The sequence below is a fragment of the Pseudomonas halotolerans genome (genome assembly GCF_039581215.1).
GTDB lineage: Bacteria > Pseudomonadota > Gammaproteobacteria > Pseudomonadales > Pseudomonadaceae > Aquipseudomonas > Aquipseudomonas tehranensis.
Genome location: NZ_JBCNTJ010000008.1, coordinates 61,634 through 85,889, shown reverse-complemented (window position 1 = coordinate 85,889; position 24,256 = coordinate 61,634). Strand labels below are relative to the sequence as shown.

General features: G+C 59.9%; 26 protein-coding genes, 1 tRNA gene and 2 pseudogenes. 19 read left to right on the top strand and 10 right to left on the bottom strand.

Annotation, left to right across the window (positions count from 1 at the left end):
• Positions 1-117: 117 nt before the first annotated feature.
• Both AAIS01_RS13170 and AAIS01_RS13165 read left to right on the top strand, forming a co-directional pair.
• Entirely contained in the window at positions 118-789 is a 672-nt protein-coding gene (locus AAIS01_RS13170; RefSeq protein WP_047227978.1) for a response regulator, read from the top strand.
• Positions 782-2,173, top strand: coding sequence for a sensor histidine kinase (locus AAIS01_RS13165; protein ID WP_343469308.1), 1,392 nt, complete (start codon positions 782-784; stop codon positions 2,171-2,173). Before AAIS01_RS13170 ends, AAIS01_RS13165 begins: the two co-directional genes overlap by 8 nt.
• Positions 2,174-2,401: 228 nt before the next feature.
• Here the strand turns inward: AAIS01_RS13165 and AAIS01_RS13160 are convergent, their stop codons facing one another.
• Positions 2,402-3,223, bottom strand: a complete 822-nt coding sequence (locus AAIS01_RS13160) for an HDOD domain-containing protein (RefSeq protein ID WP_343469307.1) — start codon at positions 3,221-3,223, stop codon at positions 2,402-2,404.
• Positions 3,224-3,259: 36 nt separating this feature from the next.
• A complete protein-coding gene (ygfZ, locus tag AAIS01_RS13155; RefSeq protein WP_343469306.1) occupies positions 3,260-4,201 on the bottom strand; it encodes a CAF17-like 4Fe-4S cluster assembly/insertion protein YgfZ in 942 nt (313 codons plus the stop codon).
• A 149-nt stretch (positions 4,202-4,350) separates the two neighbouring features.
• Here ygfZ and AAIS01_RS13150 point away from each other — a divergent pair, with 149 nt between their 5' ends.
• Positions 4,351-4,605: an FAD assembly factor SdhE gene (locus AAIS01_RS13150; RefSeq protein ID WP_007930227.1), complete on the top strand. Its 255-nt coding sequence runs from the start codon at positions 4,351-4,353 to the stop codon at positions 4,603-4,605.
• Positions 4,589-5,041: a protein YgfX gene (locus tag AAIS01_RS13145; protein ID WP_214913217.1), complete on the top strand. Its 453-nt coding sequence runs from the start codon at positions 4,589-4,591 to the stop codon at positions 5,039-5,041. Before AAIS01_RS13150 ends, AAIS01_RS13145 begins: the two co-directional genes overlap by 17 nt.
• Here AAIS01_RS13145 and nadB read toward each other — a convergent pair.
• Positions 5,010-6,626, bottom strand: a complete 1,617-nt coding sequence (gene nadB, locus AAIS01_RS13140; RefSeq protein WP_343469305.1) for an L-aspartate oxidase — start codon at positions 6,624-6,626, stop codon at positions 5,010-5,012. The genes AAIS01_RS13145 and nadB overlap by 32 nt on opposite strands.
• A gap of 555 nt (positions 6,627-7,181) precedes the next feature.
• Here nadB and rpoE point away from each other — a divergent pair.
• The 4 genes from rpoE to AAIS01_RS13120 all read left to right on the top strand — a co-directional run bounded on the left by rpoE (position 7,182) and on the right by AAIS01_RS13120 (position 10,992).
• Positions 7,182-7,763, top strand: a complete 582-nt coding sequence (rpoE, locus tag AAIS01_RS13135) for an RNA polymerase sigma factor RpoE/AlgU (protein WP_003172477.1) — start codon at positions 7,182-7,184, stop codon at positions 7,761-7,763.
• Between the two features lie 30 nt (positions 7,764-7,793).
• The gene (locus tag AAIS01_RS13130) at positions 7,794-8,381 is read left to right on the top strand and encodes a sigma-E factor negative regulatory protein (protein ID WP_256231798.1); all 588 of its coding nucleotides are present in this window, start codon (positions 7,794-7,796) and stop codon (positions 8,379-8,381) included.
• A 9-nt stretch (positions 8,382-8,390) separates the two neighbouring features.
• Positions 8,391-9,338 (top strand): MucB/RseB C-terminal domain-containing protein, encoded by a 948-nt coding sequence (locus AAIS01_RS13125; protein ID WP_343469304.1) that lies wholly within the window; start codon positions 8,391-8,393, stop codon positions 9,336-9,338.
• Positions 9,339-9,564: 226 nt separating this feature from the next.
• On the top strand, positions 9,565-10,992 hold the full coding sequence (locus AAIS01_RS13120) for a DegQ family serine endoprotease (RefSeq protein WP_343469303.1): 1,428 nt from the start codon (positions 9,565-9,567) through the stop codon (positions 10,990-10,992).
• Between the two features lie 63 nt (positions 10,993-11,055).
• On the opposite strand, the gene AAIS01_RS13115 is transcribed toward AAIS01_RS13120, so the two are convergent.
• On the bottom strand, positions 11,056-12,489 hold the full coding sequence (locus AAIS01_RS13115) for a M48 family metalloprotease (RefSeq protein WP_343469302.1): 1,434 nt from the start codon (positions 12,487-12,489) through the stop codon (positions 11,056-11,058).
• A 98-nt stretch (positions 12,490-12,587) separates the two neighbouring features.
• On the opposite strand from AAIS01_RS13115, the gene AAIS01_RS13110 reads away from it, so the two are divergent.
• Positions 12,588-12,827 (top strand): sulfurtransferase TusA family protein, encoded by a 240-nt coding sequence (locus AAIS01_RS13110; protein WP_047227968.1) that lies wholly within the window; start codon positions 12,588-12,590, stop codon positions 12,825-12,827.
• Between the two features lie 30 nt (positions 12,828-12,857).
• Entirely contained in the window at positions 12,858-13,928 is a 1,071-nt protein-coding gene (locus AAIS01_RS13105) for an AI-2E family transporter (RefSeq protein WP_092459920.1), read from the top strand.
• Between the two features lie 132 nt (positions 13,929-14,060).
• Here AAIS01_RS13105 and AAIS01_RS13100 read toward each other — a convergent pair whose 3' ends face one another.
• Together AAIS01_RS13100 and AAIS01_RS13095 are read right to left on the bottom strand one after the other, a co-directional pair.
• Positions 14,061-14,534 carry a peroxiredoxin gene (locus AAIS01_RS13100; RefSeq protein WP_343469301.1) on the bottom strand — a complete coding sequence of 158 codons (474 nt, stop codon included), beginning with the start codon at positions 14,532-14,534 and terminating at the stop codon, positions 14,061-14,063.
• A gap of 10 nt (positions 14,535-14,544) precedes the next feature.
• Positions 14,545-15,105, bottom strand: coding sequence for a glycine cleavage system transcriptional repressor (locus AAIS01_RS13095; protein ID WP_214913209.1), 561 nt, complete (start codon positions 15,103-15,105; stop codon positions 14,545-14,547).
• A 315-nt stretch (positions 15,106-15,420) separates the two neighbouring features.
• Here AAIS01_RS13095 and dapA point away from each other — a divergent pair, with 315 nt between their 5' ends.
• The 8 genes and pseudogenes from dapA (at position 15,421) to AAIS01_RS13060 (ending at position 21,372) form a co-directional block, all read left to right on the top strand.
• The gene (dapA, locus tag AAIS01_RS13090) at positions 15,421-16,299 is read left to right on the top strand and encodes a 4-hydroxy-tetrahydrodipicolinate synthase (protein ID WP_343469300.1); all 879 of its coding nucleotides are present in this window, start codon (positions 15,421-15,423) and stop codon (positions 16,297-16,299) included.
• Between the two features lie 17 nt (positions 16,300-16,316).
• Positions 16,317-17,432, top strand: coding sequence for an NlpB/DapX family lipoprotein (gene bamC / locus AAIS01_RS13085; protein ID WP_343469299.1), 1,116 nt, complete (start codon positions 16,317-16,319; stop codon positions 17,430-17,432).
• Between the two features lie 4 nt (positions 17,433-17,436).
• Positions 17,437-18,195: an MBL fold metallo-hydrolase gene (locus AAIS01_RS13080; RefSeq protein WP_092397343.1), complete on the top strand. Its 759-nt coding sequence runs from the start codon at positions 17,437-17,439 to the stop codon at positions 18,193-18,195.
• Between the two features lie 28 nt (positions 18,196-18,223).
• Positions 18,224-18,937 (top strand): phosphoribosylaminoimidazolesuccinocarboxamide synthase, encoded by a 714-nt coding sequence (gene purC, locus AAIS01_RS13075; RefSeq protein ID WP_025212375.1) that lies wholly within the window; start codon positions 18,224-18,226, stop codon positions 18,935-18,937.
• 83 nt (positions 18,938-19,020) lie between these two features.
• Positions 19,021-19,110, top strand: a tRNA-Ser gene (locus AAIS01_RS13070).
• Positions 19,111-19,571: 461 nt separating this feature from the next.
• A pseudogene (locus AAIS01_RS25705) lies at positions 19,572-20,348 on the top strand (MCP four helix bundle domain-containing protein); the annotation flags it as partial.
• Between the two features lie 69 nt (positions 20,349-20,417).
• Positions 20,418-21,206 (top strand): methyl-accepting chemotaxis protein, encoded by a 789-nt coding sequence (locus AAIS01_RS25700; protein ID WP_371134788.1) that lies wholly within the window; start codon positions 20,418-20,420, stop codon positions 21,204-21,206.
• 13 nt (positions 21,207-21,219) lie between these two features.
• Positions 21,220-21,372: a hypothetical protein gene (locus AAIS01_RS13060; protein WP_343469297.1), complete on the top strand. Its 153-nt coding sequence runs from the start codon at positions 21,220-21,222 to the stop codon at positions 21,370-21,372.
• 30 nt (positions 21,373-21,402) lie between these two features.
• Here AAIS01_RS13060 and AAIS01_RS13055 read toward each other — a convergent pair whose 3' ends face one another.
• From AAIS01_RS13055 to AAIS01_RS13045, 3 genes are all read right to left on the bottom strand, one after another.
• Complete coding sequence (locus AAIS01_RS13055; protein WP_343469296.1) at positions 21,403-21,774, bottom strand: cupin domain-containing protein; 372 nt, start codon at positions 21,772-21,774, stop codon at positions 21,403-21,405.
• Positions 21,775-21,875: 101 nt separating this feature from the next.
• The gene (locus AAIS01_RS13050) at positions 21,876-22,682 is read right to left on the bottom strand and encodes an AraC family transcriptional regulator (RefSeq protein WP_343469295.1); all 807 of its coding nucleotides are present in this window, start codon (positions 22,680-22,682) and stop codon (positions 21,876-21,878) included.
• A 143-nt stretch (positions 22,683-22,825) separates the two neighbouring features.
• Complete coding sequence (locus AAIS01_RS13045) at positions 22,826-23,017, bottom strand: YegP family protein (RefSeq protein ID WP_214913200.1); 192 nt, start codon at positions 23,015-23,017, stop codon at positions 22,826-22,828.
• A gap of 324 nt (positions 23,018-23,341) precedes the next feature.
• Here AAIS01_RS13045 and AAIS01_RS13040 point away from each other — a divergent pair, with 324 nt between their 5' ends.
• Positions 23,342-23,707 carry a 5-carboxymethyl-2-hydroxymuconate Delta-isomerase gene (locus AAIS01_RS13040; RefSeq protein ID WP_343469294.1) on the top strand — a complete coding sequence of 122 codons (366 nt, stop codon included), beginning with the start codon at positions 23,342-23,344 and terminating at the stop codon, positions 23,705-23,707.
• Positions 23,708-23,815: 108 nt separating this feature from the next.
• Here AAIS01_RS13040 and AAIS01_RS13035 read toward each other — a convergent pair.
• Positions 23,816-24,118, bottom strand: a pseudogene (locus AAIS01_RS13035) (LysR family transcriptional regulator); the annotation flags it as partial.
• Positions 24,119-24,256 lie beyond the last annotated feature (138 nt).

Genomic DNA, 24,256 nt, shown 5'->3' with positions numbered 1-24,256 from the left:
CCTTTCGCTAACCTTTCAAAAGCTTTCACGATGTTTTTGGCTTCACAGAGGCGGATGCGGCTGTAAACTCCGCGCCACAGAGTGGTGCCGACCATCCCTGAATCGAGGTGAAACCCAATGCGTGTCCTGCTCGTCGAAGACCATCTCCAGCTGGCCGAAAGTGTAGCCCAGGCGCTCAAGAGCACCGGTTTGACCGTGGATGTGCTGCACGACGGGGTGGCGGCCGATCTGGCGTTGAGCAGCGAGGAGTACGCGGTCGCGATTCTCGATGTGGGGCTGCCGCGCATGGACGGCTTCGAGGTGCTGGCCCGGCTGCGAGCCCGCGGCAAGACCTTGCCGGTGCTGATGCTGACTGCCCGCAGCGACGTCAAGGACCGGGTCCATGGCCTGAACCTGGGCGCTGACGATTACCTGGCCAAGCCGTTCGAACTCACTGAGCTGGAAGCGCGGGTCAAGGCTCTGTTGCGCCGTAGCGTATTGGGGGGCGAACGCCAGCAGCGCTGTGGTGGGCTGATTTATGACCTGGACACCCGCCGCTTTACCCTCGACGACGAATTGCTGACCCTGACTTCCCGCGAGCAGGCGGTGCTGGAGGCGTTGATCGCCCGGCCAGGCCGGGTGATGAGTAAAGAGCAGCTTGCGGCCCAGGTGTTCGGCCTGGACGAAGAGGCCAGCCCCGATGCCATTGAAATTTACGTCCACCGACTGCGCAAGAAACTCGACGGCCATGCCGTGGCGATCGTGACATTCCGCGGCCTGGGCTACCTGCTGGAAACCCGCGATGCATAAGCCCGACAGTTTGCGTTGGCGACTGCTCTGGAACCTGGCGCTGCTGTTGGTGGTGCTGATGCTCGCCAGCGGCCTGAGTGCCTATTGGAACGGTCGCGAAGCCGCGGACACGGCCTACGACCGCACGCTGCTGGCCTCGGCCCGGACCATCGCCGCCGGCCTGTCGCAACGCGACGGCAGCCTCAGCGCGGACGTGCCTTACGTGGCCCTGGATACCTTCGCTTACGACAGCGCCGGGCGTATTTATTACCAGGTCAATGACATCCACCAGAAGCTGATTTCCGGCTACGAAAACCTTCCAGATCCACCGCCCGGTACGCCGCGTACCGACGATTACCCGGCCCTGGCGCGCTTCTATAACGCCAGCTATCAGGGGCAGGACGTGCGGGTGGTGAGCCTGCTCAAGGCGGTGAGTGAACCGAACATGAACGGCATGGCGGAGATTCGCGTGGCGGAAACCGAAGAGGCGCGGATCAGCATGGCCCGCGGCCTGATGGCCGATACGCTGTTGCGTCTGGGCATGCTGGCAGTGGGCGCGCTGTTGATGGTGTGGTTCGCCGTCAGTGCCGCCTTGCGCCCGCTGGAGCGCTTGCGCACGGCAGTGGAGGAGCGTCAGCCGGACGATTTGCGGCCATTGCCCCTGGTGGAAGTCCAGCATGAACTCTGGCCACTGGTGCGGGCCCTCAACCATTTCACCGAGCGTCTTCGCGGGCAATTCGAGCGTCAGGCGCAATTCATCGCCGACGCCGCCCATGAACTGCGCACGCCTTTGGCTGCCTTGAAGGCTCGGCTTGAATTGGGGCTACGCGCCAGCGAGCCGGCAGTCTGGCGTGAAACCCTGGAAACTGCGGCTCAGGGCACGGATCGGCTGACCCATCTGGCGAATCAACTGCTGTCCTTGGCACGGGTCGAAAATGGTGCCCGGGCCATCGCCGAGGGCGGCGCGCAGTTACTGGATCTCAGCCAACTGGCACGGGAGCTGGGCATGGCCATGGCCCCGCTGGCCCATGCCCGCGGCGTGGCGTTGGCTTTGGAAGCCGACGAGCCGGTGTGGCTGCGAGGTGAGCCAACCTTGTTGAACGAGTTGTTGAGCAATCTGGTGGACAATGCCCTGGCCCATACCCCGTCGGGGGGCAATGTGATTCTGCGGGTCACCGCACCGGCGGTGCTCGAGGTCGAGGACGACGGACCGGGCATCCCGTTGCATGAGCGAGACCGCGTGTTCGAGCGCTTCTATCGGCGCAATCAGCAAGTGGCCGGTTCTGGTTTGGGGCTGGCGATCGTCGGTGAAATCTGCCGTGCGCACCTGGCGCAAATCACGTTGCATGACGGGCAGGAGGGCGGTCTGAAGGTCAGGGTGAGCTTTATCCCCGGTTCCGATTGAGAGTCGAACACTGTCTTGTGGCGAGGGAGCTTGCTCCCGCTCGACTGCGCAGTCACGCAGTGAGCCAGGTCCTGTGGCGAGGGGATTTATCCCCGTTGGGCTGCGCAGCGGCCCTAAAGCAGTTAACTCAATCTTCCTGGTACACCGAGTTGCCTGGTTTGGGGGCTGCTGCGCAGCCCAGCGGGGATAAATCCCCTCGCCACAAAAAGACGCTTTCCCTCGGGCGTTCTAGTAAAACATCGACCGCGCTTCTTCGATATCCGCGCACCTGGCTTTGTTTTCCGGGTCGATGCCCAGCTTTTTGAAGGCCGGTACGCCGAAGGCATCGATCCTGCCCAGAGGGTGGTCGCAGTCCTTGTAGCAATACAAGGCGGCCACCTGCACCAGATCGACGTAATCGAGTTGCTTGGAGTCTCGGGTGAAGTCCAGATACAGCCCCGGCAGCTTTACCAGTCTTTCTGGAAACTCCCAGACACTGAGCAACTTGTCTCCCAGCACCGGGTGAATCGTTTCGATGACGTGATTGAGGCTGACCGGGTCTGACAGCAATTCATTGTTGTCTTCGGCGTAGGTGAGGATCGGCAGTACGCCGATCTGATGCACCAGCCCACCCAGCGCAGCCTGATCGGGCTTGAGCTGCGTATAGACCCGGCACAACGCATAGCTGACGCCGGCGATTTCCAGGCTTTTACGCCAGACTTCGCGCATCTTCTGTTCCACTACTTCGGACCGGGCATGGAAAATCTGCTCCATGACCAGGCCGATGGCCAGGTTGCTGCTGTAGTTGACCCCCAGCCGGGTGATGGCTGTGTGCAGGTCGGTGACTTCCTGGGTCGCCCGCAGCAGCGGGCTGTTGACCACTTTTATCAGGCGCGCCGAAAGCGCCGTGTCACGACCAATCACTTTGCTCAGGTTGCTGACGCTGATTTCCGGGTCTTCGGCGGCCCGGCGAATCTGCAGGGCCACTTCCGGTAACGTTGGCAGAACCAGGTCATCGTTATCGATGGCCTCTACCAAATCCCGTTGGACCTTATCCGCCAAATCGCTCATTTCGTTTCTCTAGGGTGTTACGACAAAATGCTGCGATCAGCGCTGGATTTCGAGGTCGCGGTCCAGTTCGTAAGGCAGGTCGAGCAATTGCAGGCCCGGGCCTTCCAGCGCGCCGAGGTGCAAATTGTCATCTTCTGCAGCTTCGGCCTGTACCACGGCCAGCAGTTCAATGTTTCGTTCGGCCCGAGCAGCCATCACCACTTCACCGATGGAGCTGCCATGCGTGGGTGAAAACAAAGGGGCGCCAGGCTCGGGCAGTTCGCTGGCATCCATTTGCAGCCGATACAGGCGCCGCTTGAGCTTGCCCAGGTACTGCATGCGGGCGACGATTTCCTGGCCGGTGTAGCAACCTTTCTTGAAGCTCACGCCGCCGACGGCTTGCAGATTGAGCATCTGCGGGATGAACAGTTCGCGGGTAGCCGGCATGACCTGGCCGATCCCGGCGCGGATCTGACCCAGCAGCCACTGGTTCAGCTCGCCTTCGGCCAGCTGTTCGCGCAGCCGTGCTGACAGCAGGTCGGCCTGTTCGGCGGGCGCCCAAAGTTCGGCGCGGTGGGGAGAGACGCGAATGGCGACCAGGCAATCATGGCGAACCACACTGTCGGTGTCGGCCGGCAGTTCGAGGCCCAAGGTTTCGAGCGCTGTATCGGCGTTCTCCAGGCCGAAGCGAACCCAAGCGGTGCTTTCATCGGTCAGCCTGGATTTGGAGAACACGGCGTACTTTTTCAGGTCGGCCAGTTGCGGTTCGAGCAATTCGGTGGCCATTGCCATCAGTACACCATCGCCTTCGAGCAGGATGCGGAAACTCGATTGCATCCGGCCTTTCTGGGTGCAGCGGGCGCCGAGGCTGGCCCGGCTGTCGCTCAGGTAGTTGAGATTGCAGGTCAATTGGCCTTGCAGGAATTTGCCGGCGTCCACGCCGCGGACCGCGAGAACGCCTTCGTGGGACAGGGTGCAGAAAAAAGCGGAATCAGCCATGGGTCATCGCAGGGTAAAAAGTCTGGTGGACATCATAAGGGGGTGCCCTTGAAATGGGTAGTTCACAAAGGATCGGTGGTGCCTGACCCGAGCTGTCTGTTCCATCGTGGCGGGGCCTGTATACTTGCGCTCTATTTGAGGAGCGCTCCATGGTCGAAGATGTTGAACTGAATCGCCTTTACTGGCACAGCCGCCGCGGCATGCTTGAGCTTGATGTGCTGCTGGTGCCGTTCGTGAAAGAAGTTTATCCCCACCTTAACGACGTGGACCGTGCCTGCTATGTGCGCCTGCTCGAGTGCGAGGATCAGGACATGTTCGGCTGGTTCATGGAACGCAGCGAATCCGAGGACCCGGAGTTGCAGCGCATGGTTCGGATGATCCTGGACCGTGTCCAGCCCAAGTAATCGCTTTGAATGCCGCTGGCAGGCCTCCGGGCAACTGCTGGTGGCCTATCTCCTGGCCCAGGCCTTCGCCCTGGGTTCGTTGTTGCTGTTGTCGGCCCCGTTCTGGTTAATCGCCCTTGGCGTGGTGCTGTGCCTGGCCCATGGCGCCTGGACGCTACCTCGCCATCTATTGTTGTCCCACCGTCAGGCTTTTTGCCGGTTGCGTCGTGATGCCGATGGCTGGCAGCTATGGAACAGGGCCGGTGGCTGGCAAGCGGTGCAGTTGCGCCCGGACAGCCTGGCGCTGCCGATGATTATCGTGCTGCGTTTTCGCCTGCGGGGTGAGTGGCGGGTTCGCTCGCTGTGCGTGCCTCGCGATGCGCTGGCGCCGGATCTGCATCGGCGCCTGCGGGTTCGGCTCAAGTTCAGCCGACGTAGGTGGGCGGCACCAGGATAGTGTCCAGCGCTTCGGGCAGCAGGCCCGGGTAATCGAGGGTGTAGTGCAGCCCGCGGCTCTCCTTGCGTTCCATGGCTGAGCGAATCATCAGTTCAGCGACCTGGGCCAGGTTGCGCAACTCGATCAGGTCGCGGCTGACCTTGTAGTTGCTGTAGAACTCATCGATTTCATCCAGCAACAGCCGCACCCGATGCTGCGCCCTTTGCAGGCGTTTGTTGGTGCGCACGATGCCGACGTAGTCCCACATGAAGCGCCGCAGTTCGTCCCAGTTGTGCGCGATGATCACATCTTCGTCCGAGTCGGTGACCTGGCTGGCATCCCACGCGGGCAGGGCGGATGGAGCGCCGATCTGCGGCAACTGCTCAAGAATGTCCGCCGCCGCCGAACGGGCGTAGACGAAACATTCCAGCAGCGAGTTACTGGCCATGCGGTTGGCGCCGTGCAGGCCGGTGAAGCTGGTTTCGCCAATGGCATACAGGCCCGGTACGTCGGTGCGACCCTGTTGGTCGACCATCACGCCACCGCAGGTGTAATGCGCCGCTGGCACCACCGGAATCGGTTGCTGGGTGATGTCGATGGAAAATTCCAGGCAGCGCTCGTACACCGTCGGGAAATGGCTCTTGATGAAGGCTTCGGGTTTGTGGCTGATGTCCAGGTAGACGCAGTCGATGCCCAGGCGCTTCATTTCATGGTCGATGGCCCGGGCGACGATATCCCGGGGTGCCAGTTCGGCGCGGGAATCGAAGCGCTGCATGAAGCGCTCGCCGTTGGGAAGTTTCAGGTGAGCACCTTCGCCGCGAAGGGCCTCGGTGATCAAAAAGCTCTTGGCCAGCGGATGGTAGAGGCATGTTGGGTGGAACTGATTGAACTCCAGGTTCGCCACCCGGCAGCCCGAGCGCCAGGCCATGGCAATGCCGTCCCCGCAGGCGCCGTCGGGGTTGCTGGTGTATAGATAGACCTTCGCGGCGCCACCGGAGGCGAGGATCACGAAGCGGGCGCCGTAGGTGTCGACTTCGCCGGTGCCGCGGTTGAGCACGTAGGCACCCAGGCAGCGATCGCCGTCCAGGCCCAGGCGTTTTTCGGTAATCAGATCGACCGCGACGCGTTGTTCCAGAAGCTCGATATTGGGCCGCTGGCGGGCTTGGGTCAGCAGGGTCTTGAAAATCGCCGCGCCGGTGGCATCGGCGGCGTGAATGATGCGTCGATGACTGTGACCGCCTTCGCGGGTCAGGTGAAACTCGAAACCACCGTCTTCGGTCCCGGATTGTTCGTCACGCGTGAACGGGACGCCCTGGTCGATCAGCCACTGGATGGCTTCCCTGCTGTGCTCGACGGTGAAACGCACGGCGTCTGGATTGCACAGGCCTCCTCCGGCATTGAGGGTGTCATCGACATGCGATTCAATAGTGTCGGTGTCATCCAGCACGGCCGCGACGCCGCCCTGGGCCCAGAATGTCGAACCGTTGGCCAGGTCGCCTTTGCTCAGGACTGCGATGCGCAGATGCTCCGGCAGCGTCAGCGCCAGGCTCAAACCGGCGGCGCCGCTGCCGATTACCAGAACATCGTGTTGGAACTGTTGGCTCATTTGAAAGGTTTCCGCTCAAAACGACCCGGGTCGGGGTTGGCGCAAGACATCCGTCAATGGGTCAGGCAGCCATGCAGCCCACTAGTATATAGAGAGGGGGATCGGCACAATAGCGGCGTATTCATGGCAATGTGAAACCAGAATGACACAATGGTGATGCGCTTCGTCGGATCACCCTTTTGGTAGATGGGCGACAAGGCGACCGTTTCGTGGATGAAACACTGTTTATCTCGTCAGGGTTGCCCGATGTTCCATACGCAAGGCTATAAATAGTTGGAACTTTTGCCGAACGACCGGGTTCAATAGACGGTTGTCTGCAAAAGGGAACAACGTCGGGTTGGTGCAGGATTAGGATTTGAATCTTTGCCGACAGGCCCGGCGACAGATTATTCGCGCAGTCGGGGAATCTCGTGCTGCGCTTTTCGTGTGTGCCGGATCAGAGCACACCGGAAACTTGCTTGAAGGGGGAGAACTTTTGCGAAAAGCCCGAGTCTATGGTTGCAAGCCCGGTCGATTAGTAATGCAAGCCTCCTTCGAGCTTATCGAGGAGTGTTCATGCTAACCCAGGAAGAGGATCAGCAACTGGTCGAGCGCGTTCAACGCGGCGACAAGCGAGCTTTCGATCTGCTAGTGCTGAAATACCAGCACAAAATTCTCGGGTTGATCGTGCGTTTTGTGCACGACACCCATGAAGCCCAGGATGTTGCTCAGGAAGCCTTCATCAAGGCTTACCGCGCGCTTGGTAATTTTCGCGGAGACAGCGCGTTTTATACGTGGCTTTACCGCATCGCCATTAACACGGCGAAGAACTATCTGGTTTCACGCGGCCGCCGGCCGCCGGATAGCGATGTAAGTTCTGAAGATGCAGAGTTCTATGATGGCGATCACGGCCTCAAGGATCTTGAATCACCGGAACGAGCGTTGCTGCGGGATGAGATCGAAGGCACTGTCCATCGGACCATCCAGCAACTGCCCGAAGATTTGCGTACGGCTCTAACTTTACGTGAATTCGACGGTCTGAGTTACGAGGACATTGCCAGCGTCATGCAGTGTCCGGTGGGTACCGTGCGCTCCCGGATTTTCCGCGCTCGGGAGGCCATCGATAAAGCCCTGCAACCCTTGTTGCAGGAAAACTGAGACAGCGGCGACAGCCAAGAGAGGAACGCCATGAGTCGTGAAGCCCTGCAGGAATCGCTGTCCGCAGTGATGGATAACGAAGCGGACGAATTGGAATTGCGTCGGGTATTGAATGCCTTTGACGATGTTGAAACCCGTGAAACCTGGGCGCGCTACCAGATTGCCCGGGCTGTCATGCACAAGGACTTGCTGCTTCCGCGTCTTGACATCGCTGCGGCTGTATCTGCTGCACTGGCTGATGAAGCGGTTCCGGCCAAAGCCTCCCGCAGCCCTTGGCGCAACCTGGGTCGTCTGGCGGTTGCCGCTTCGGTGACGGTGGCTGTTCTGGCTGGGGTTCGCCTCTACAACCAGGATGAGATTGCCGGTGTGCAAATGGCCCAGCAATCCAACCAGCCTGGCTTGGCCGCTCCACAGGTCAAAGGCCCGGCAGTGTTGGCCGGTTACAGCGAAAGCTCGGAAGTCGCAGGCCCCATGGCCAACGGTGTGCTGCAAGGCCAGCCAGGCTGGCATGATCAGCGTCTGCCCAACTACCTGCGTCAGCATGCCCAGGAAGCTGCCCTGAAAGGTACTGAAAGCGCGTTGCCCTACGCTCGTGCAGCCAGTCTGGAAAACCGCTAAGGAGGACCATTGCGCGCCATACCTCTATTTTCGCTTTTGCTAGGTGGCTGGTGCGTTATCCCAGCCTATGCCGGTGAGGCTCAAGACTGGCTTAATCGTCTGAGTCAAGCCGAGCAACAGCAAAGCTTCCAGGGCACTTTCGTTTACGAGCGCAACGGTAGTTTTTCTACCCATAACATCTGGCATCGTGTCCAGGATGGCAAAGTCCGCGAGCGGTTACTCCAGCTTGACGGCTCGGCACAGGAAGTCCTGCGCATTGATGGACGTACTCAATGCGTAAGTGGCTCCTTGATTGCAGGGGTGGGGAATACGCCTGAAGGCACGGCCCGTGCGCTCGATCCGCAAAAACTCAAGAATTGGTATGATCTTGCCGTCATTGGCAAGTCGCGCGTGGCTGGGCGCCCGGCGGTGATCGTGGCGCTGACGCCCAAGGATCAGCATCGTTATGGGTTCGAGCTGCATCTGGACCGAGAGACCGGCTTGCCACTCAAGTCTCTGTTGCTCAATGACAAGGGGCAACTGCTCGAACGTTTTCAGTTCACACGTTTGAATATTACGGCGCCGTCCGACGGTGACCTGCAAGCCACTGCCGAATGCAAGGTTGTAGCGCAGAACCCGGCTCAAAGCGCCAAGGCGAAAGCTGCATGGCATTCGGACTGGCTTCCACCGGGCTTCGAACTGACCAGCAGTGGAATGAGAAAGGACCCGGAAACCAACGTTCAGGTCAATAGCCTGATGTATGACGATGGCCTGGCTCGTTTCTCGGTGTTTCTCGAACCATTGAACGGCGGGACCGTCACGGACACGCGTACGCAGCTCGGCCCGACAGCCGCTGTTTCGCGTCGACTCACGACGCCCCAGGGCGAAATGATGGTCACGGTGGTCGGCGAAATCCCCATCGGTACAGCGGAACGGATCGCGCTCTCCATGCGTTCCGATGCCACGGCAACGCAATAGCTGCCTGGGGTGGGTCGATTGGGCGAGAGGCTTGCAACGCCAGGACTGATCGAAATGCCGAAACTTCCTGTCAGTATTTTCATTTGCAAAACTTCAATTTTTTTTCTATAGGTCAGAGCCGCTCGGCTCTGGCCTTGCCTGTTTGCGGAACAAAAATACCGGCGTATCTTCCTCTGGTATTTCTTGCTCCATATCGCTTAACCACGCTCGTCGTAACGGGAGCCGTATGTCGATACCACGCTTGAAAACCTATCTCTCCATTTTTGCCACCGTGCTTGTGCTCGGTCAGGCCGTTCCCGCCATGGCGGTCGAATTGCCTGACTTCACCGAGCTGGTCGAGCAGGCCTCGCCCGCGGTGGTGAACATCAGTACCACCCAGAAGCTGCCGGAACGCCGGGTGATGGACCAGCAGATGCCGGACCTGGAAGGTTTGCCACCAATGTTGCGCGAGTTCTTCGAGCGCGGGATGCCGCAACCGCGTTCTCCCGGCGGTGGCCGTCAGCGTGAAGCGCAGTCCCTGGGCTCGGGCTTCATTATTTCGCCCGACGGTTACATCCTGACCAATAATCATGTGATCGCCGATGCTGATGAGATCCTGGTGCGCCTGGCAGACCGCAGTGAGCTCAAAGCCAAGCTGATCGGTACTGACCCGCGTTCTGACGTGGCGCTGCTGAAGATCGAAGGTAAAAACCTGCCCGTCCTCAAGCTGGGCAAATCCCAGGACCTGAAAGCTGGCCAGTGGGTTGTGGCCATCGGCTCGCCGTTCGGCTTCGACCATACCGTAACCCAAGGCATTGTCAGCGCCATCGGTCGCAGCCTGCCAAACGAAAATTACGTGCCGTTCATCCAGACCGACGTGCCGATCAACCCAGGTAACTCCGGTGGCCCGTTGTTCAACCTCGACGGTGAAGTCGTGGGGATCAACTCCCAGATATACACCCGTTCGGGCGGCTTCATGGGTGTGTCCTTCGCGATCCCGATCGACGTCGCCATGGACGTGTCCAATCAACTGAAAACCGAAGGCAAGGTCAGCCGTGGCTGGTTGGGCGTGGTCATTCAGGAAGTGAACAAGGACCTGGCCGAGTCGTTCGGGCTGGAGAAACCTGCCGGTGCGCTGGTGGCGCAGATTCAGGAGGGTGGTCCGGCTGCCAAGGGTGGCCTGCAAGTGGGCGACGTGATCCTGAGCATGAACGGTCAGCCGATCGTCATGTCCGCTGACCTGCCACATCTGGTAGGTGCCCTCAAGGCCGGTTCCAAGGCGAATCTGGAAGTGATTCGTGAAGGCAAGCGCACAAACGTCGAATTGACCGTCGGCGCCATTCCAGAAGAAGGCAAAGAGCTCGATTCACTGGCCAAGTCAGGCGTGGAACGCAGCAGCAATCGTCTGGGTGTGGCTGTGGCGGAGCTTACGCCGGAGCAAAAACGGACCCTGGAACTGCAAGGTGGCGTGGTGATCAAGGAGGTGCAGGACGGTCCTGCGGCCATGATCGGCTTGCAACCGGGCGACATCATCACTCACTTGAACAACCAGGCCATCGGTTCGGCCAAAGAGTTCACCGACATCGCCAAGGCCTTGCCGAAAAACCGTTCGGTTTCGATGCGGGTGCTGCGTCAGGGCCGTGCGAGTTTCATTACCTTCAAGCTGGCCGAGTGATCGCTTAGCCCCCTCCACAAAAAAACCGCCTTGAGAGGCGGTTTTTTTGTGGCCGAAAAATACTCAGCCCATCATGTCCTTGACCATGCGCTCCTGCTCCATCAGCTCGCGCTGCCTGGCGTCGATGCGTGACGACAGCGGGAAATTGCTACCCGCGCGTCGTTTGGCGAAGTCCAGTTGCTGGATGGCCTGACGGTAGTCGCCTACCAGGGCGAAGTATTCGGCGCGGGCCTGGTGCAGGCCGATGATGTTGCCCGACAGCCCCCGAGTCTCTGCCACCATGTACCAGACGTCCGGGTCGTCCGGGCGAGTCTTGAGCAGGCCCTCAAGCGCTTTCTCGGCGTCGGCGGGGCGGTTCTGCTTGAGCAGCAGGTCGACACGCACCTGATTGAGCGGATAGTTGCCCGGGTACTGGGCCAGCATCCGGTCGACGCGAGCCTGAGCGTCCGGCAGTTTGTTGCTGGTGATATCCAGATCGACCTGGGCCAGGTTATAGATGATCTCGTTAGGCGATTTGGCCAGTAACGGCTTGAGGTTTTCCCGGGCCTCATTCAACTGGCCGCCCTTGATCTGCGCGATCGCCAAGCCATAGCGGGCCACGTCGTTCTTCGGGTTTTCATCCAGTTGCGCCCGGAAGCGCTTGGCGCCCAGCCCTGGCGTTTCTTCGTAGATCAACTTGACCCGTGCGCGAATCAATTGATAGCGCATGCTGTCCTCGATGCCACCTGGCCTTGCCTGTTCGGCGCGGTTGCGGGTGTCAGCAATTCGGGATTCGGTCACCGGGTGAGTCATCAGGAATTCAGGAGGCCTGGCGTCGAAACGGTACTGGCGCATCAGCCGTTCGAACATGGTCGGCATGGACCGTGGATCATAGCCGGCCTTTTCCAGGTTCTGGATGCCGATGCGGTCCGCCTCCTGCTCATTCTGACGAGAGAAGCGCCGTTGTTCCTGGATGGCGGCCGCCTGGGTGCCGGCAATCGCCGCGATCCCGGCATCCCCACCACCGGCGGCGGCGATCACAATGCCAGCCAGCAACGCTGCCATCATCGGCACCTGCATGCGTTGTTGGGCTTCGACGCCCCGGGCAAAGTGGCGTTGCGACAAGTGCGCCAGTTCGTGGGCCATGACCGAGGCGTATTCCCCTTCGGTCTGCGCGTTGAGGAACAGTCCACCGTTGACCCCGACGATTCCGCCGGGTGCGGCGAAGGCGTTGAGCTGGGGGCTGTTGATCAGGATGAACTCCAGGCGTCGGTCGTTGACCTGGCTGGTCTCCACCAGTTTGTAAACGCTGGACTCGACGTAGTCCTTGAGCTGTGGATCGTTGAGCTGTGAGACCTGACTACGCAGCAAGGCCAGCCAGGCGCGGCCCAACTGGTGCTCCTGTTGTGGCGAGACGATGGCAGAACTGGCGTCGCCAAGTGACGGCAGGTCGTCGGCGAAGCCCGGTGAGGCAAGCAGGCAAGCGAGCGTCAGCAGGGTGGGGCGCAGAAATGTCATGCACGAAGCCTTAGTCGACAAAGACCCTACTGTAGCCGGACACCAGGCCCGGGACCAGATATTCTAAGTCGCCCAACGACCCGCTGCGGAGTGAACCGATGACCGATGCTGTAGCCCCCGATGCCGAACTGGACGCCAGCGGCCTGAATTGTCCGTTGCCCCTGCTCAAGGCCAAGCTGGAACTCAATCGCCTGGCCAGCGGTGCCGTGCTCAAGGTGACCGCGACGGATGCAGGCTCCCAGCGTGATTTCCGCACCTTTGCCCGGTTGGCCGGTCACACGCTGCTGCGTGAAGAAGACGATAACGGCGTCTACCGTTACTGGCTGAAGAAAGCCTGAAAAAACCACAGCGGCCCTTAAGGATTTTTAATGTTCAAAGTGTTACGCGACTGGATCCAGCGCTACTTCTCCGACGAAGAGGCGGTGGTGCTGGCAGTGTTGCTGTTCCTGGCCTTCACGGCAGTCCTCACGCTGGGTGGCATGCTCGCGCCGGTGCTGGCAGGGATGGTGCTGGCGTACCTGATGCAAGGGCTGGTCACGACGCTGGAACGGATGCGGCTGCCTGGCGCCATGGCGGTAGGGCTGGTATTCGCCCTGTTCATGGGATTGCTGGTGGTGTTCGTCGTGGTGATCATGCCGCTGCTCTGGCATCAGTTGGTGACCCTGTTCAATGAATTACCCGGGATGCTCGCCAAATGGCAGTCGTTGTTGTTGCTGTTGCCGGAGCGCTATCCGCATCTGGTGTCCGATGAACAGGTACTGCAGGCCATCGAGGTGGTGCGCGGCCAGATCGGCAAGTTCGGCCAGTGGGCACTGACGTTTTCTTTGTCCAGCCTGCCGCTGCTGGTGAACATCATGATCTACCTGGTGCTGGTGCCGATCCTGGTGTTTTTCTTTCTCAAGGACCGGGAAATGATCGGGCGCTGGGTTCGTGGCTATCTGCCCCGCGAGCGGGCGCTGATCACCCGGGTGGCCCAGGAAATGAATCGCCAGATCGCCAACTACATTCGCGGAAAGGTCATTGAGATTTTCATCTGCGGCGGCGTGACCTATATCGGCTTCGTGGCCCTTGGGCTCAATTACGCGGCATTGCTGGCGCTGCTGGTGGGCATTTCGGTGGTGGTGCCTTATGTCGGGACCGTGGTGGTGACCGTGCCCGTGGCGTTGATTGCGCTGTTCCAGTGGGGGTGGAGCGATCAGTTCATTTATCTGATGGCTGTCTACGGGATCATCCAGGTGCTCGATGGCAACGTGCTGGTGCCGCTGCTGTTCTCCGAAGCGGTGAACCTGCATCCGGTGGTGATCATCTGCGCGGTATTGCTGTTTGGCGGGCTGTGGGGGTTTTGGGGCGTGTTCTTTGCCATTCCCCTGGCAACACTGTTCAAGGCTGTGCTGGATGCGTGGCCGAGCCGGGAGCCGGTGGTGGCGCCGTTGCTGTAGCGGTCAATCTGAATCAGCCGGTGAGGCTGATGGCCCCTTCGCGAGCAAGCCCGCTCCCACCTGGATCTGCGACAATCTAACCATGTGGGAGCGGGCTTGCTCGCGAAGGGGGTGGAGCAGGCGCTCCAAAAGTCAGGCCTTGTTCAGGGCCTGCGCCGCCGCCAACACCGCATCCACATGCCCGGGCACCTTCACACCGCGCCACTCCTGGCGTAGCACGCCATCCTTGTCGATCAGGAACGTGCTGCGATCAACGCCCAGGTATTCCTTGCCATAGAGCTTTTTCAGCTTGATCACGTCGAACAGCTGGCATACGGCCTCGTCCTTGTCGCTGATCAGCTCGAACGGAAACGCCTGCTTGCACTTGAAGTTCTCGTGGGACTTGAGGCTGTCCCGGGAGACGCCGAACACTTCGGTGTTGGCGGCCTGGAACTGGGCGTACTGGTCACGAAAGCCCTGGCCCTCGGTAGTACAGCCCGGGGTGCTGTCCTTGGGGTAGAAGTAAATCACCACCTGCTTGCCTTTGAGGGCCGCGAGGCTGACCGTGTGCCCGCTGGTGGCGGGCGCCTGGAAGTCGGTAACCGGTTGGTCGATGGCAACGGCCATGAACGTTTCCTTACATTGGGTTTTGGGGGCGCCACGGTTCGATCAAGGCATCGAGGTTCATCGCATCGGCGAAATCCAGGAACTGATCGCGCAGCCAACTGATCTGGGTGCCGGCCGGCAGTGTCACGGTAAACGTGGCATTGAGCATGGTGCCGCCTGTCTGCGGGGCCTGGTAGGTGTCGCAGGTCAGGTTCTCCAGCTCGACATGGTGGTCCATGAAGAACTGGCACAGCTCATTGATGATATCCGGGCGATAGGCCGAACTCACATACGCCACGTAGGGCAGGGCCTGGGGACGGTTCTCCAGGGCGGCGCTGCGCACCACGTTGACGGTGAAGGCGTGTTTCTTGGCCAGCGCCGGCAAGCTGGCTTCCAGGCGGGCCAGGGCGTCCCAACTGCCGGAGATCTCAAGCACGAGCGCACTGCATTCGCCGTGACGGGTCAGGCGTGAGGTTACGACGGCGCAGCGATTTTCATGGCTGGCGCGGCACAGGACGTTAGTCAGCTCCATGGGGTTGGCGCCAAGGGCACTGATAACAAGGAATTGTTCGCGGACTGTGGGGGTGGACATGCAGCATTCCTAAAGCGATGAGCGGTCGGTACTTTTGCAGCTCGGCACGGCGACAAACCTGGAGAAACGAACGACTCAAGCCCTTTGCCTGGGTTGCGCTGCATTCCGGGATGGCGAAAATGCGGCAAGACAAACGCAGGAATGGGGCTTGTGGCGACGAATAACGGAGGCTGGGAACCGGCGTATGAGCTTATCGGTACCGATCAAAGCCTGAAGGGTAGCGAAAACCATCGCCAAGGGGAATGGTAGTTCGCTTGTACAAGCATCTTGGCGCCAGTACCATTACCGCTCTCTTTTTCCGGCAGGAGCGGTTTCATGATTGCGGGCAGTATGGTGGCACTGGTCACACCCATGGATGCACAAGGGCGTCTTGACTGGGTCAGCCTCAGCAAACTCGTGGACTTCCACCTTGAAAACGGCACCCATGCCATTGTCGCCGTCGGTACCACTGGCGAGTCGGCAACCCTCGACGTCAACGAGCACATCGAAGTCATCCGCGCCGTGGTCAAACAGGTAGCCGGAAAGATTCCGGTGATCGCCGGTACCGGCGCCAACTCGACCCGCGAAGCCGTCGAACTGACCCGCAACGCCAAGGAAGCCGGTGCCGACGCTTGCCTTCTCGTCGTGCCGTATTACAACAAGCCAACCCAGGAAGGCTTGTACCAGCACTTCAAGCACATTGCCGAGGCTGTGGACATCCCGCAGATCCTCTACAACGTTCCCGGCCGCACCTCCTGCGACATGCAGGCCGAGACCGTGATTCGCCTCTCCACCGTGCCGAACATCATCGGCATCAAGGAAGCCACCGGCGACCTGGACCGCGCCAAAGCCATCCTCGCTGGCGTGAGCGATGATTTCATCGTGCTGTCCGGCGATGATCCGACCGCGGTCGAACTGATCCTGCTGGGCGGCAAGGGCAATATCTCCGTCACCGCCAACGTCGCTCCGCGCGAAATGGCCGACCTGTGCGAGGCGGCGCTCAAGGGCGATGCCGAGACCGCGCGGGCAATCAACGAAAAACTGATGCCGCTGCACAGGGACCTGTTCATCGAAGCCAACCCGATTCCGGTGAAGTGGGCTTTGGTTGAAATGGGCCTGATGCACCAAGGCATCCGTTTGCCGCTCACCTGGTTGAGCGAAGCCTGTCACGAACCGCTTCGGCAGGCCATGCGCCAGTCGGGCGTCCTGGTTTAATTGAGGAAGTACAACGCATGAAGCGAATGGCCGGACTTTCCGCACTTGCCTTGATTATCTCCAGCACCAGTGGCTGCGGATGGGTCTGGGGCCCGGAAGGTTACTTCCGCGACCGTGGTAGCGATTACCTGGAAGCGCAACAGACTGCACCGATGCAAATCCCGACCGATGTCAGCGTCGCCAAACGCCTGGATCCGCTGTTGCCGATCCCGCGTAACGTGGCGGATGACAGCGTCAAGGGCGAATACGTCGTTCCCCGTCCACAGCCGCTCTCGGCCTTGGCCGATGCCAGCGACTACACCCTGCAGAAGAGCGGCGATTCAAGCTGGGTCATGGCCCAGCATCCGCCGGCCGAAGTCTGGCCCGTGGCGATCCAGTTCTTCCAGGACAACGGTTTCCGCCTGGATGAGCAGCGCCCGCAAACGGGCGAGTTCACCACCACCTGGCAACGTGCCGATGAGCTGTCCGCCGCCGTGGCCAAGCGCTTGAGCGCCGCCGGTGTCGGTGCCGACAGTGAAAGCCGCGTGCGGGTTCGCATCGAGCCGGGCGTGCAGCGCAACACCAGTGAAATCTACGTGGTCAGCGCCGAGCGTCCCGCTGGCAGCACTGCCGATGTGGCCTTCACCAACCGTTCGGTCAACACCGGGCTGGACGCCGCGCTGGTGGACGACATGCTCGCCAGCATGAGCCGTACCGCAGAACAGGGCGGTTCGGTTTCGATGCTTGCATCCCGGGATTTCGACGTTCCGAGCCGCGTCAGCCTGAGCGAAGACGGCAGCGGCAACCCGGTGCTCAACGTCGGCTCCGACCTGGATCGCGCCTGGTCGAGTGTGGGTCGTGCGCTGGAGCAGGGTGAATGGCGGGTGGAAGACATCAACCGCAGCCTGGGCCTGTACTACATCAACCTCGCCGAAAAGGCCGAGAATAAAGATGAGAAACCGGGTTTCTTCAGTGGTCTGTTCGGCAGTAAGCCGGACAAGGAAGAAATTGAAGCCCGCGCCGAGCGTTATCAGGTTCGCCTGAGCAAGGTGGGTGACAACGTTCAGGTGACTGTCGAGAAAAACATCAACACCGTGGCGCCGGCCGATGTGGCCCGCCAGGTGTTGAGCGTGATTCAGGATAACCTGGGCTGATCCGATGCGTTTTGCCGTTCTCGGCAGCGGTAGCCAAGGGAACGGCACGCTGATAGCCAGCGCCGGCACGTATGTGCTGGTCGATTGTGGTTTCTCCTTGCGAGAAACCGAGAAGCGCCTGTTGCGCCTGGGTGTGCACCCGGCGCAACTGAGCGCGATACTCGTGACCCACGAACATGCCGACCACGTGCATGGCGTGGGTTTGCTGTCTCGGCGCTACAATCTGCCGGTATACCTGAGCCGCGGAACACTGGAGGGCCTGCGTAAGCCCCTCGAACCTGCAGGCTTGGTGGCCGGTGGTGAGCAACTGCGCATTGGTGCCCTGGAGGTCAGCGTGGTCAGCGTGGCGCACGACGCCCGGGAGCCCACGCAGTATGTGTTCAGCGACGGTGAGCGGCGCTTTGGGTTGCTGACCGACCTGGGTTCGTATTGCGACAGGGTGATGGACAGCTACCGCGATCTCGATGCTTTGATGATCGAGTCCAACCACTGCCGTGACATGCTGGCGCGCGGGTACTACCCGTACTTTCTCAAGCAGCGGGTAGGCGGGGAGCGCGGACATTTGAACAACCACCAGGCGGCGTTCCTGGTGGCCGAGTTGGGCTGGCAAGGCCTGCAACACCTGGTCCTGGCCCATCTGAGCAGCAAGAACAACCTGCCGCAGCTGGCCCGGCAATGTTTCGTCGACACCCTTGGGTGCGACCCGGACTGGCTGCAACTGGCCGATCAAGATTCAGGGCTCGACTGGCGACATATCGCCTAGCCCATCTACTTAGCAAGCGGAGCCCATCATGGAAAAACGTGAAGAACTCTACCGCGGCAAAGCCAAATCGGTTTACAAGACCGACGACGCAGACCGCTTGATCCTGCTGTTTCGCAACGACACCTCGGCGTTCGACGGCAAGCGCATCGAACAGCTGGACCGCAAGGGCATGGTGAACAACAAGTTCAACGCCTTCATCATGCAGAAACTCGAAGCCGCTGGCGTGCCGACCCAATTCGACAAGTTGCTGGGCGACAACGAGTGCCTGGTCAAGAAGCTGGACATGATCCCGGTCGAATGCGTCGTGCGTAACTACGCCGCCGGCAGCCTGGTCAAGCGCCTGGGTGTGGAAGAGGGCATGAAGCTCAACCCCTACACCTTCGAGCTGTTCCTGAAGGACGACGCCAAGGGCGACCCGTTCATCAACGAATCTCACGTCGTGGCATTCGGTTGGGGCACCGCCGAGCAACTGGCGCGCATGAAGGAATTGTCCCTCAAAGTCAACGAAGTGCTGACCAAGCTGTTCGACGACGCCGGCCTGCTGCTGGTGGACTTCAAGCTTGAGTTCGGCGTGTTCAGCGACGGCTCCATCGTCTTGGGTGACGAATTCAGCCCGGACGGCTGCCGCCTCTGGGACAAAGACACCAAGAAGAAGATGGACAAAGACCGCTTCCGCCAGGGCCTCGGTGACGTCATCGAAGCCTACGAAGAAGTTGCCCAGCGTCTGGGCGTACCGCTGTAATCGACGCAAGCATCTGATAGCACGGAAAAAATTTCGCCCGGGGGTTCGCTTCCGGCGAATGTGCTGGTATGATGCGCGCCACTGGAGAGATGCCGGAGTGGCCGAACGGGACGGATTCGAAATCCGTTGTACTGGCGACAGTACCTAGGGTTCAAATCCCTATCTCTCCGCCATAATTGAATACGACTAAGCCCCTGAAATGGTTGAACATTTCAGGGGTTTTTTCGTTTTTGGCGTTTGGTTTAGGGCATACGTCGGCATTACTGGTAAGCGCCATGTATCTATTCATTTTCTACATTCCATTTGATTGAGGGCCTTCTTACCATTTGTCATCGAGTCGCCAAACCCGAGCTGCTCTTACGAACGACGCTTGGACTATAGGGCCCTTCTGTAGAAATCCTCAATCAGATGATGAGTCAGAAAATTCCCTGAATTATGTGGGCGGTAAATGTCAGAAAATTCCCCGCCGCTCCTGCCTCCAACCCACCTTTTTCTTCCACCCCGACCCACTCCGCAACCTGCATAACCACAGCCTTCCCAACGGCGAAAGCTTTGTGTCAATCAGACTAATGGTCTATAGCTCAAGGCATGCCTGCCGATAGGTAAGCTAACCCCCATAGAAGGAGTGCCCCCCATGATGCGGTTCTTTGCCGACCTGGGTTTTCGCTGGAAAATCACCCTGCCGATTGCTTTCCTGGCGCTGTTGTTGGTGTTAATGGGGTGGTCGGGCATGCGTGGCATTGATCAGGTGACGCAGTCCAGCACACAGCTGACCAAGCGTTACTTGCCGGCCATCAGCCTGTTGCTCAATGCCGATCGCGATCTCTATCAGGCCTTCGTGGCTGAGCGCAGCCTCCTTGACGGTCATGCGGACGAGCATCTGACGGCGCTGAGCGCCAGTCATGAGGAGAATACGACGCAGGCTTTTGATCGTGTGCAGCAATACGCCGCGATGCAGCCGGGGGCCGAAGCGCTGGCGTTGGTCAGTCAGTTCAATGACGGTTTCGCCAAGTGGAAGCAGGTTTCGCGACGGGTCATGGAGCTGTCCGTGGGGGATATGGAGGCGGCCAGCAAACTGAGTTTTGGTGACAGCGAACGCCTGTTCGATACCATGCGTGATTCCATCGACAAGTTGGGCGAGCTGGAAGATCAGGCGTCCCACCGCGAGGGTGACGCGGCGATAGAAAATGGCGAGGAAGTGGGGTTGCATCAGGGCGGCATTCTGTTGATCGGTCTGCTTGGCTGCATTCTGGTGGTGGTTGCCCTGCCAATGGTCGTGTTGCGCCCTATGCGTCGCTTGCTCAGCCGCGTCGAGCAGATTGCAGAGGGTGGCGGCGATTTGAAGGCGCGTCTTGAGGTCCGTTCGGCTGACGAACTGGGCCAGCTCGGTAGCGCGTTCAACCGCTTTCTCGACAAACTGCAGCCGCTGATCGCCGAGGTGGGCCGGGTGACCGGAGAGGTCGATGCCGCGGCACGCGCCATGGCCAGCATGGCCGCGACCAACGACCAACTGATCAGCAGCGAGCATGCGGCGCTCGATCAGGTCAGCACCGCCGCGACTCAGATGAGCGCCGCCGTGCATGAAGTCGCTCACAACGCGCTGAACGCCTCGGACGCCGCACAACAGGCCACCAGTCAGTCCCGCGATGGCGCCGAGGTTGTCAGCAGCACCATCGAATCGATCCGCCAACTGGCCCAGGAAGTGGAAAGCGCATCGGGAACCATCGAAGCCTTGGCCCAGGAAACGTCCAGCATCGGCGCGGTCCTCGAGGTGATTCGTGGCATCGCTGAACAGACCAACCTGCTTGCGCTGAACGCCGCCATCGAGGCTGCGCGGGCCGGTGAACAAGGCCGCGGTTTTGCCGTCGTGGCTGACGAAGTCAGGGCGTTGGCGGCACGGACCCAGGATTCGACCAAAGACATCCAGGTCCGCATCGAGCGCTTGCAATCGGGCGTCGCCAAGGCCGTACAAGCGATGCACGTCGGTAGCACCAAGGCCCGTGACAGCGTCGAGCGGGCGGCGAGTGTGGATCAGGTGCTCAGCGGCACCGGCGGTTCCATACAGCGGATCAACGACATGGCCGCGCAGATCGCCAACGCTTGTGAAGAGCAGAGCAGCGTCACTGAGGAAATCGCCCGTAACATCTCCGATATCCGCGACCTGTCCAACGAAGCGGCGCAGAACTCTGCCCAGAGCATGCATGCCAGCCAGCAGCTTTCCGGCCTCTCGAGGACATTGGCGGAATTGACCGGCCGTTTCCGCACCTGAGGCAGGCGCGATCGTGGCCTCCCTCCCACCCTTGGCGGCGCTCACTGGCGACCGCTTGCGGGCCCTGCATCAGGACGGTTTTGTCCTGATGCCTGCGGTGTTGAACACCGCGACACCTCGCCAGCGGCGCCTGTTGGGTGATCATCAGGAGGTCGAGTACGATTGACCCCGGTATCGGTTACGTCACGGGGCGACGTCAGATCCAGACATCATTGACTGCTGTTCGCTCATTGGTTTCTTCGCCTGTGTTGATGACGCCGCGAGGCTCGATCAACAGCAATTTCACTTCCAGTGCGGCGCTGGGCTTGTGCTCGACACCTTTTTTCACCACGTACATCTCGCCCGCGCCAATCGTCACCGCGCCGTCGCGAAAATCAATTCGAAGCTCGCCTTCCAGCACGATGAAGGTTTCATCGGTGTCGGCGTGAGTGTGCCAGATGAAGTCTCCTTCGAGCCGGACGATCTTGAACTGGTAGTCGTTCATTTCGGCCACGACTTTCGGGGCCCACTGGTCCTGGAAGAGTGTGTATTTCTGAGCGAAATTGATGGGGGCGTAGTGAGTGCTCATGGGGATGCTCATCTTGTGAAGGGGGTGAGAGCGACCTTACAGCCTGAGCTTGAGCGGGTATTGGATGATTGTGCAGCTTTTTTGGGGGCGGGCGCCCGGCGTTAACGCAGCATTTTCATCCAGCGTGCCGGTGAAATACCGAACGCCTGGGTATGCAACCGGGTCATGTGGCTCTGATCGAAAAAGCCGCACGCCAGGGCGGCTTCACTCAATGGCATGCCGTGGATAACCAGGTGCCGGGCTTTATTCAGGCGGCGCTGGTTGATATACCGATAGGGGCTGGTGCCGTACAGCGCTCGAAAGTCCCGGGACAGGCTCCATCGATCCCGCCCACTTGCCTGGACCAGATCATCCAGGCTGATGGGTTGGTCAAGGGCATCGTGAATGAACAGTCGGGCGCGTTCTGCCGCCGAGTAGTCAATCAACCGCCGTCCGCGCCGGTTACCCGCTGCGCTGTCGAGGGCCTGGGCCACATCGTAGAGGCCGTCCTCCTCTTCCAGCGGATCGAGCGGATGATCCAGGCTGCGCAATAGTCTGCGGGTAGCGACATTAAGGTGAGGATCGTTCGACAACCCTCCTTCAATGAAGGGCAAGGGTTTGCCGCCCAGCACTTGCTGGATCACGGAGGGCTCTACGTAGAACATCCGGTAGCGAAAGCCCTCGCTCGTGCCTGCTTCGCCATCGTGAACTTCATCCGGGTGCAGGACGATGGTTCCGCCGGGCTGGCTATGGCGTTTGCTATGGCGGTAATTGAAACTCTGAACACCGCAGAGCGTGACGCCGATGGCGTAGGTGTCATGCCGGTGGGTGGTGTAGCCATGGCCACTGAAATAGGCTTCGATGCGTTCCATTTTTCTTGATTCAGGAGCCCGCACCAGCCAGTCGCGATCACGGTTTGATGGAGTCATTTAGACCGGCCTCTCGCTTTTTGTCTGCACACGATACCTGTCTGATAGGCCTTGGCGCAGTAAAAAGCGAGACCCGGATTCAGGTCGCAGCAAGCTGCTTGTTACGCGGGACAGCTTACTGGTCGGTACAGTGCGTGGCTGCTTCAGATTTCTTTCACGGGTGTCTCGCCCTGGGCGCTCTTGATCAGCCCGATAACGTGAAGGCAGTCAGCCTTGTTCACATAGGATTCGCCGCTGGCGATCGTTTCATGGTTGCCGGCTCTCAAGCGCCACCGCCATTGGCCTTTTCCAGTGTTCTGGGTGCCTCGGGTCTGCCTGTAGATCTCAAAGTACATCGGTTCGCTCCCTGCGATTAATTCATTCAAGACATGTTTTGAACATGTTTCGCAAGCCTAGCCAAACGGGTACTTTTCGCTACCGCAAATACGTTTCCAATAGTGATGAAATATTGCCAATAATTGCAGCGCTGTCGCGTAAGTGAATGCGCGCGTGGGCGATGGATGAATCGCAACGTTCGCGATGGTCGGCGCCTGGAGCCGACGACCGGTGGCGAACCGGCCACCGTCGACCCAACAAAACCTGCGTGAGCAAAGTCAAGTCGAGGTATGGTTGCGACGGCTGAAACCACATCGTCATATTTTCGAACAGGAGTCGAATACATGCCTCACCTGCACATGGAGTACACCGCCAACCTGCCCAAGTTGGACGAGGGGGTCGTACTGTTGCGCCTGAATAATGCGCTGGTGGCTTCCGGTCAGTTTGCTGCCGAATCGGACATCAAAAGCCGGGCTTTGAAAATCGAGAATTTCCTGGTGGGCACGGTTTTCGAAAAGCGAGGTTTCGTGCACGTGAAGCTGGCCTTGTTGAGCGGCCGTTCGCCAGAGGTCAAGAAGCAGTTGGCCGAAAAACTGCTGGCCGTGATCCAGGAGGTGGGCGACTGGCCAGCTGACGTTTCCGTGCAACTGTGCGTGGAAATCCTCGACATCGATCGAGGCCCCTATGCCAAGGCGGTCGTCGGCGTTTGAGGGGCTGATGCCTCGGGCCTTGACGATCCGCTCGCGCAGCCAGGCGCTATCAGCGTTCTGGTTGCACGGGGGTGTTCAAGGTGAATCCCGGCAAGCCTTCAGGCGCTTGATGGCTTGCCGGGCGGGATCAACCGTGGCCGCGCCGGCATGACACAGGTTGATGCTCTGCAAGATGGTGCGCACGTGGTTGTACATGCCCTCGGCTTTATAAGTGGGGCGCATGCCGGTGCGGGTGTTGATGAACAACTCGTCGTCGAAACAGGTCCGCAGTTTTTTGAGGCAGTAGCTGACCGTTGACTGGCTGACACACAGCGCCTCGGATACACCGGTCACGCTGCTTTGCTCGTACACGGCGTTAAATACCATGAGGTCTTGCATATCGAGTTTTCTGAGGGAGTTACTGTTCAGCATCCGTTCTGTCTCTCTCTGAGCTCCTTGCGCGGATCTTGCGCAAACCAGACCCTTGATCCTAACGGAACGATCGTCCCAGGAGAATGCCAGGCAAGCGCTTTCACGGTCGGGAGTGGGACAGATAAAGTAATGAACACG

Bases quoted from the DNA above. Each gene is read 5' to 3' on its own strand.
- AAIS01_RS13055 (WP_343469296.1), bottom strand. From the start codon at position 21,774: ATGAGCACTCACTACGCCCCCATCAATTTCGCTCAGAAATACACACTC.
- AAIS01_RS13040 (WP_343469294.1), top strand. From the start codon at position 23,342: ATGCCTCACCTGCACATGGAGTACACCGCCAACCTGCCCAAGTTGGAC.
- purC (WP_025212375.1), top strand. From the start codon at position 18,224: ATGGAAAAACGTGAAGAACTCTACCGCGGCAAAGCCAAATCGGTTTAC.
- rpoE (WP_003172477.1), top strand. From the start codon at position 7,182: ATGCTAACCCAGGAAGAGGATCAGCAACTGGTCGAGCGCGTTCAACGC.
- AAIS01_RS13120 (WP_343469303.1), top strand. From the start codon at position 9,565: ATGTCGATACCACGCTTGAAAACCTATCTCTCCATTTTTGCCACCGTG.
- AAIS01_RS13095 (WP_214913209.1), bottom strand. From the start codon at position 15,105: ATGTCCACCCCCACAGTCCGCGAACAATTCCTTGTTATCAGTGCCCTT.
- AAIS01_RS13160 (WP_343469307.1), bottom strand. From the start codon at position 3,223: ATGAGCGATTTGGCGGATAAGGTCCAACGGGATTTGGTAGAGGCCATC.
- AAIS01_RS13050 (WP_343469295.1), bottom strand. From the start codon at position 22,682: ATGACTCCATCAAACCGTGATCGCGACTGGCTGGTGCGGGCTCCTGAA.
- AAIS01_RS13115 (WP_343469302.1), bottom strand. From the start codon at position 12,489: ATGACATTTCTGCGCCCCACCCTGCTGACGCTCGCTTGCCTGCTTGCC.
- AAIS01_RS13110 (WP_047227968.1), top strand. From the start codon at position 12,588: ATGACCGATGCTGTAGCCCCCGATGCCGAACTGGACGCCAGCGGCCTG.
- AAIS01_RS13045 (WP_214913200.1), bottom strand. From the start codon at position 23,017: ATGTACTTTGAGATCTACAGGCAGACCCGAGGCACCCAGAACACTGGA.
- nadB (WP_343469305.1), bottom strand. From the start codon at position 6,626: ATGAGCCAACAGTTCCAACACGATGTTCTGGTAATCGGCAGCGGCGCC.
- AAIS01_RS13080 (WP_092397343.1), top strand. From the start codon at position 17,437: ATGCGTTTTGCCGTTCTCGGCAGCGGTAGCCAAGGGAACGGCACGCTG.
- bamC (WP_343469299.1), top strand. From the start codon at position 16,317: ATGAAGCGAATGGCCGGACTTTCCGCACTTGCCTTGATTATCTCCAGC.
- AAIS01_RS13100 (WP_343469301.1), bottom strand. From the start codon at position 14,534: ATGGCCGTTGCCATCGACCAACCGGTTACCGACTTCCAGGCGCCCGCC.
- AAIS01_RS13170 (WP_047227978.1), top strand. From the start codon at position 118: ATGCGTGTCCTGCTCGTCGAAGACCATCTCCAGCTGGCCGAAAGTGTA.
- AAIS01_RS13165 (WP_343469308.1), top strand. From the start codon at position 782: ATGCATAAGCCCGACAGTTTGCGTTGGCGACTGCTCTGGAACCTGGCG.
- AAIS01_RS25700 (WP_371134788.1), top strand. From the start codon at position 20,418: ATGGCCAGCATGGCCGCGACCAACGACCAACTGATCAGCAGCGAGCAT.
- AAIS01_RS13150 (WP_007930227.1), top strand. From the start codon at position 4,351: ATGGTCGAAGATGTTGAACTGAATCGCCTTTACTGGCACAGCCGCCGC.
- AAIS01_RS13105 (WP_092459920.1), top strand. From the start codon at position 12,858: ATGTTCAAAGTGTTACGCGACTGGATCCAGCGCTACTTCTCCGACGAA.
- ygfZ (WP_343469306.1), bottom strand. From the start codon at position 4,201: ATGGCTGATTCCGCTTTTTTCTGCACCCTGTCCCACGAAGGCGTTCTC.
- dapA (WP_343469300.1), top strand. From the start codon at position 15,421: ATGATTGCGGGCAGTATGGTGGCACTGGTCACACCCATGGATGCACAA.
- AAIS01_RS13130 (WP_256231798.1), top strand. From the start codon at position 7,794: ATGAGTCGTGAAGCCCTGCAGGAATCGCTGTCCGCAGTGATGGATAAC.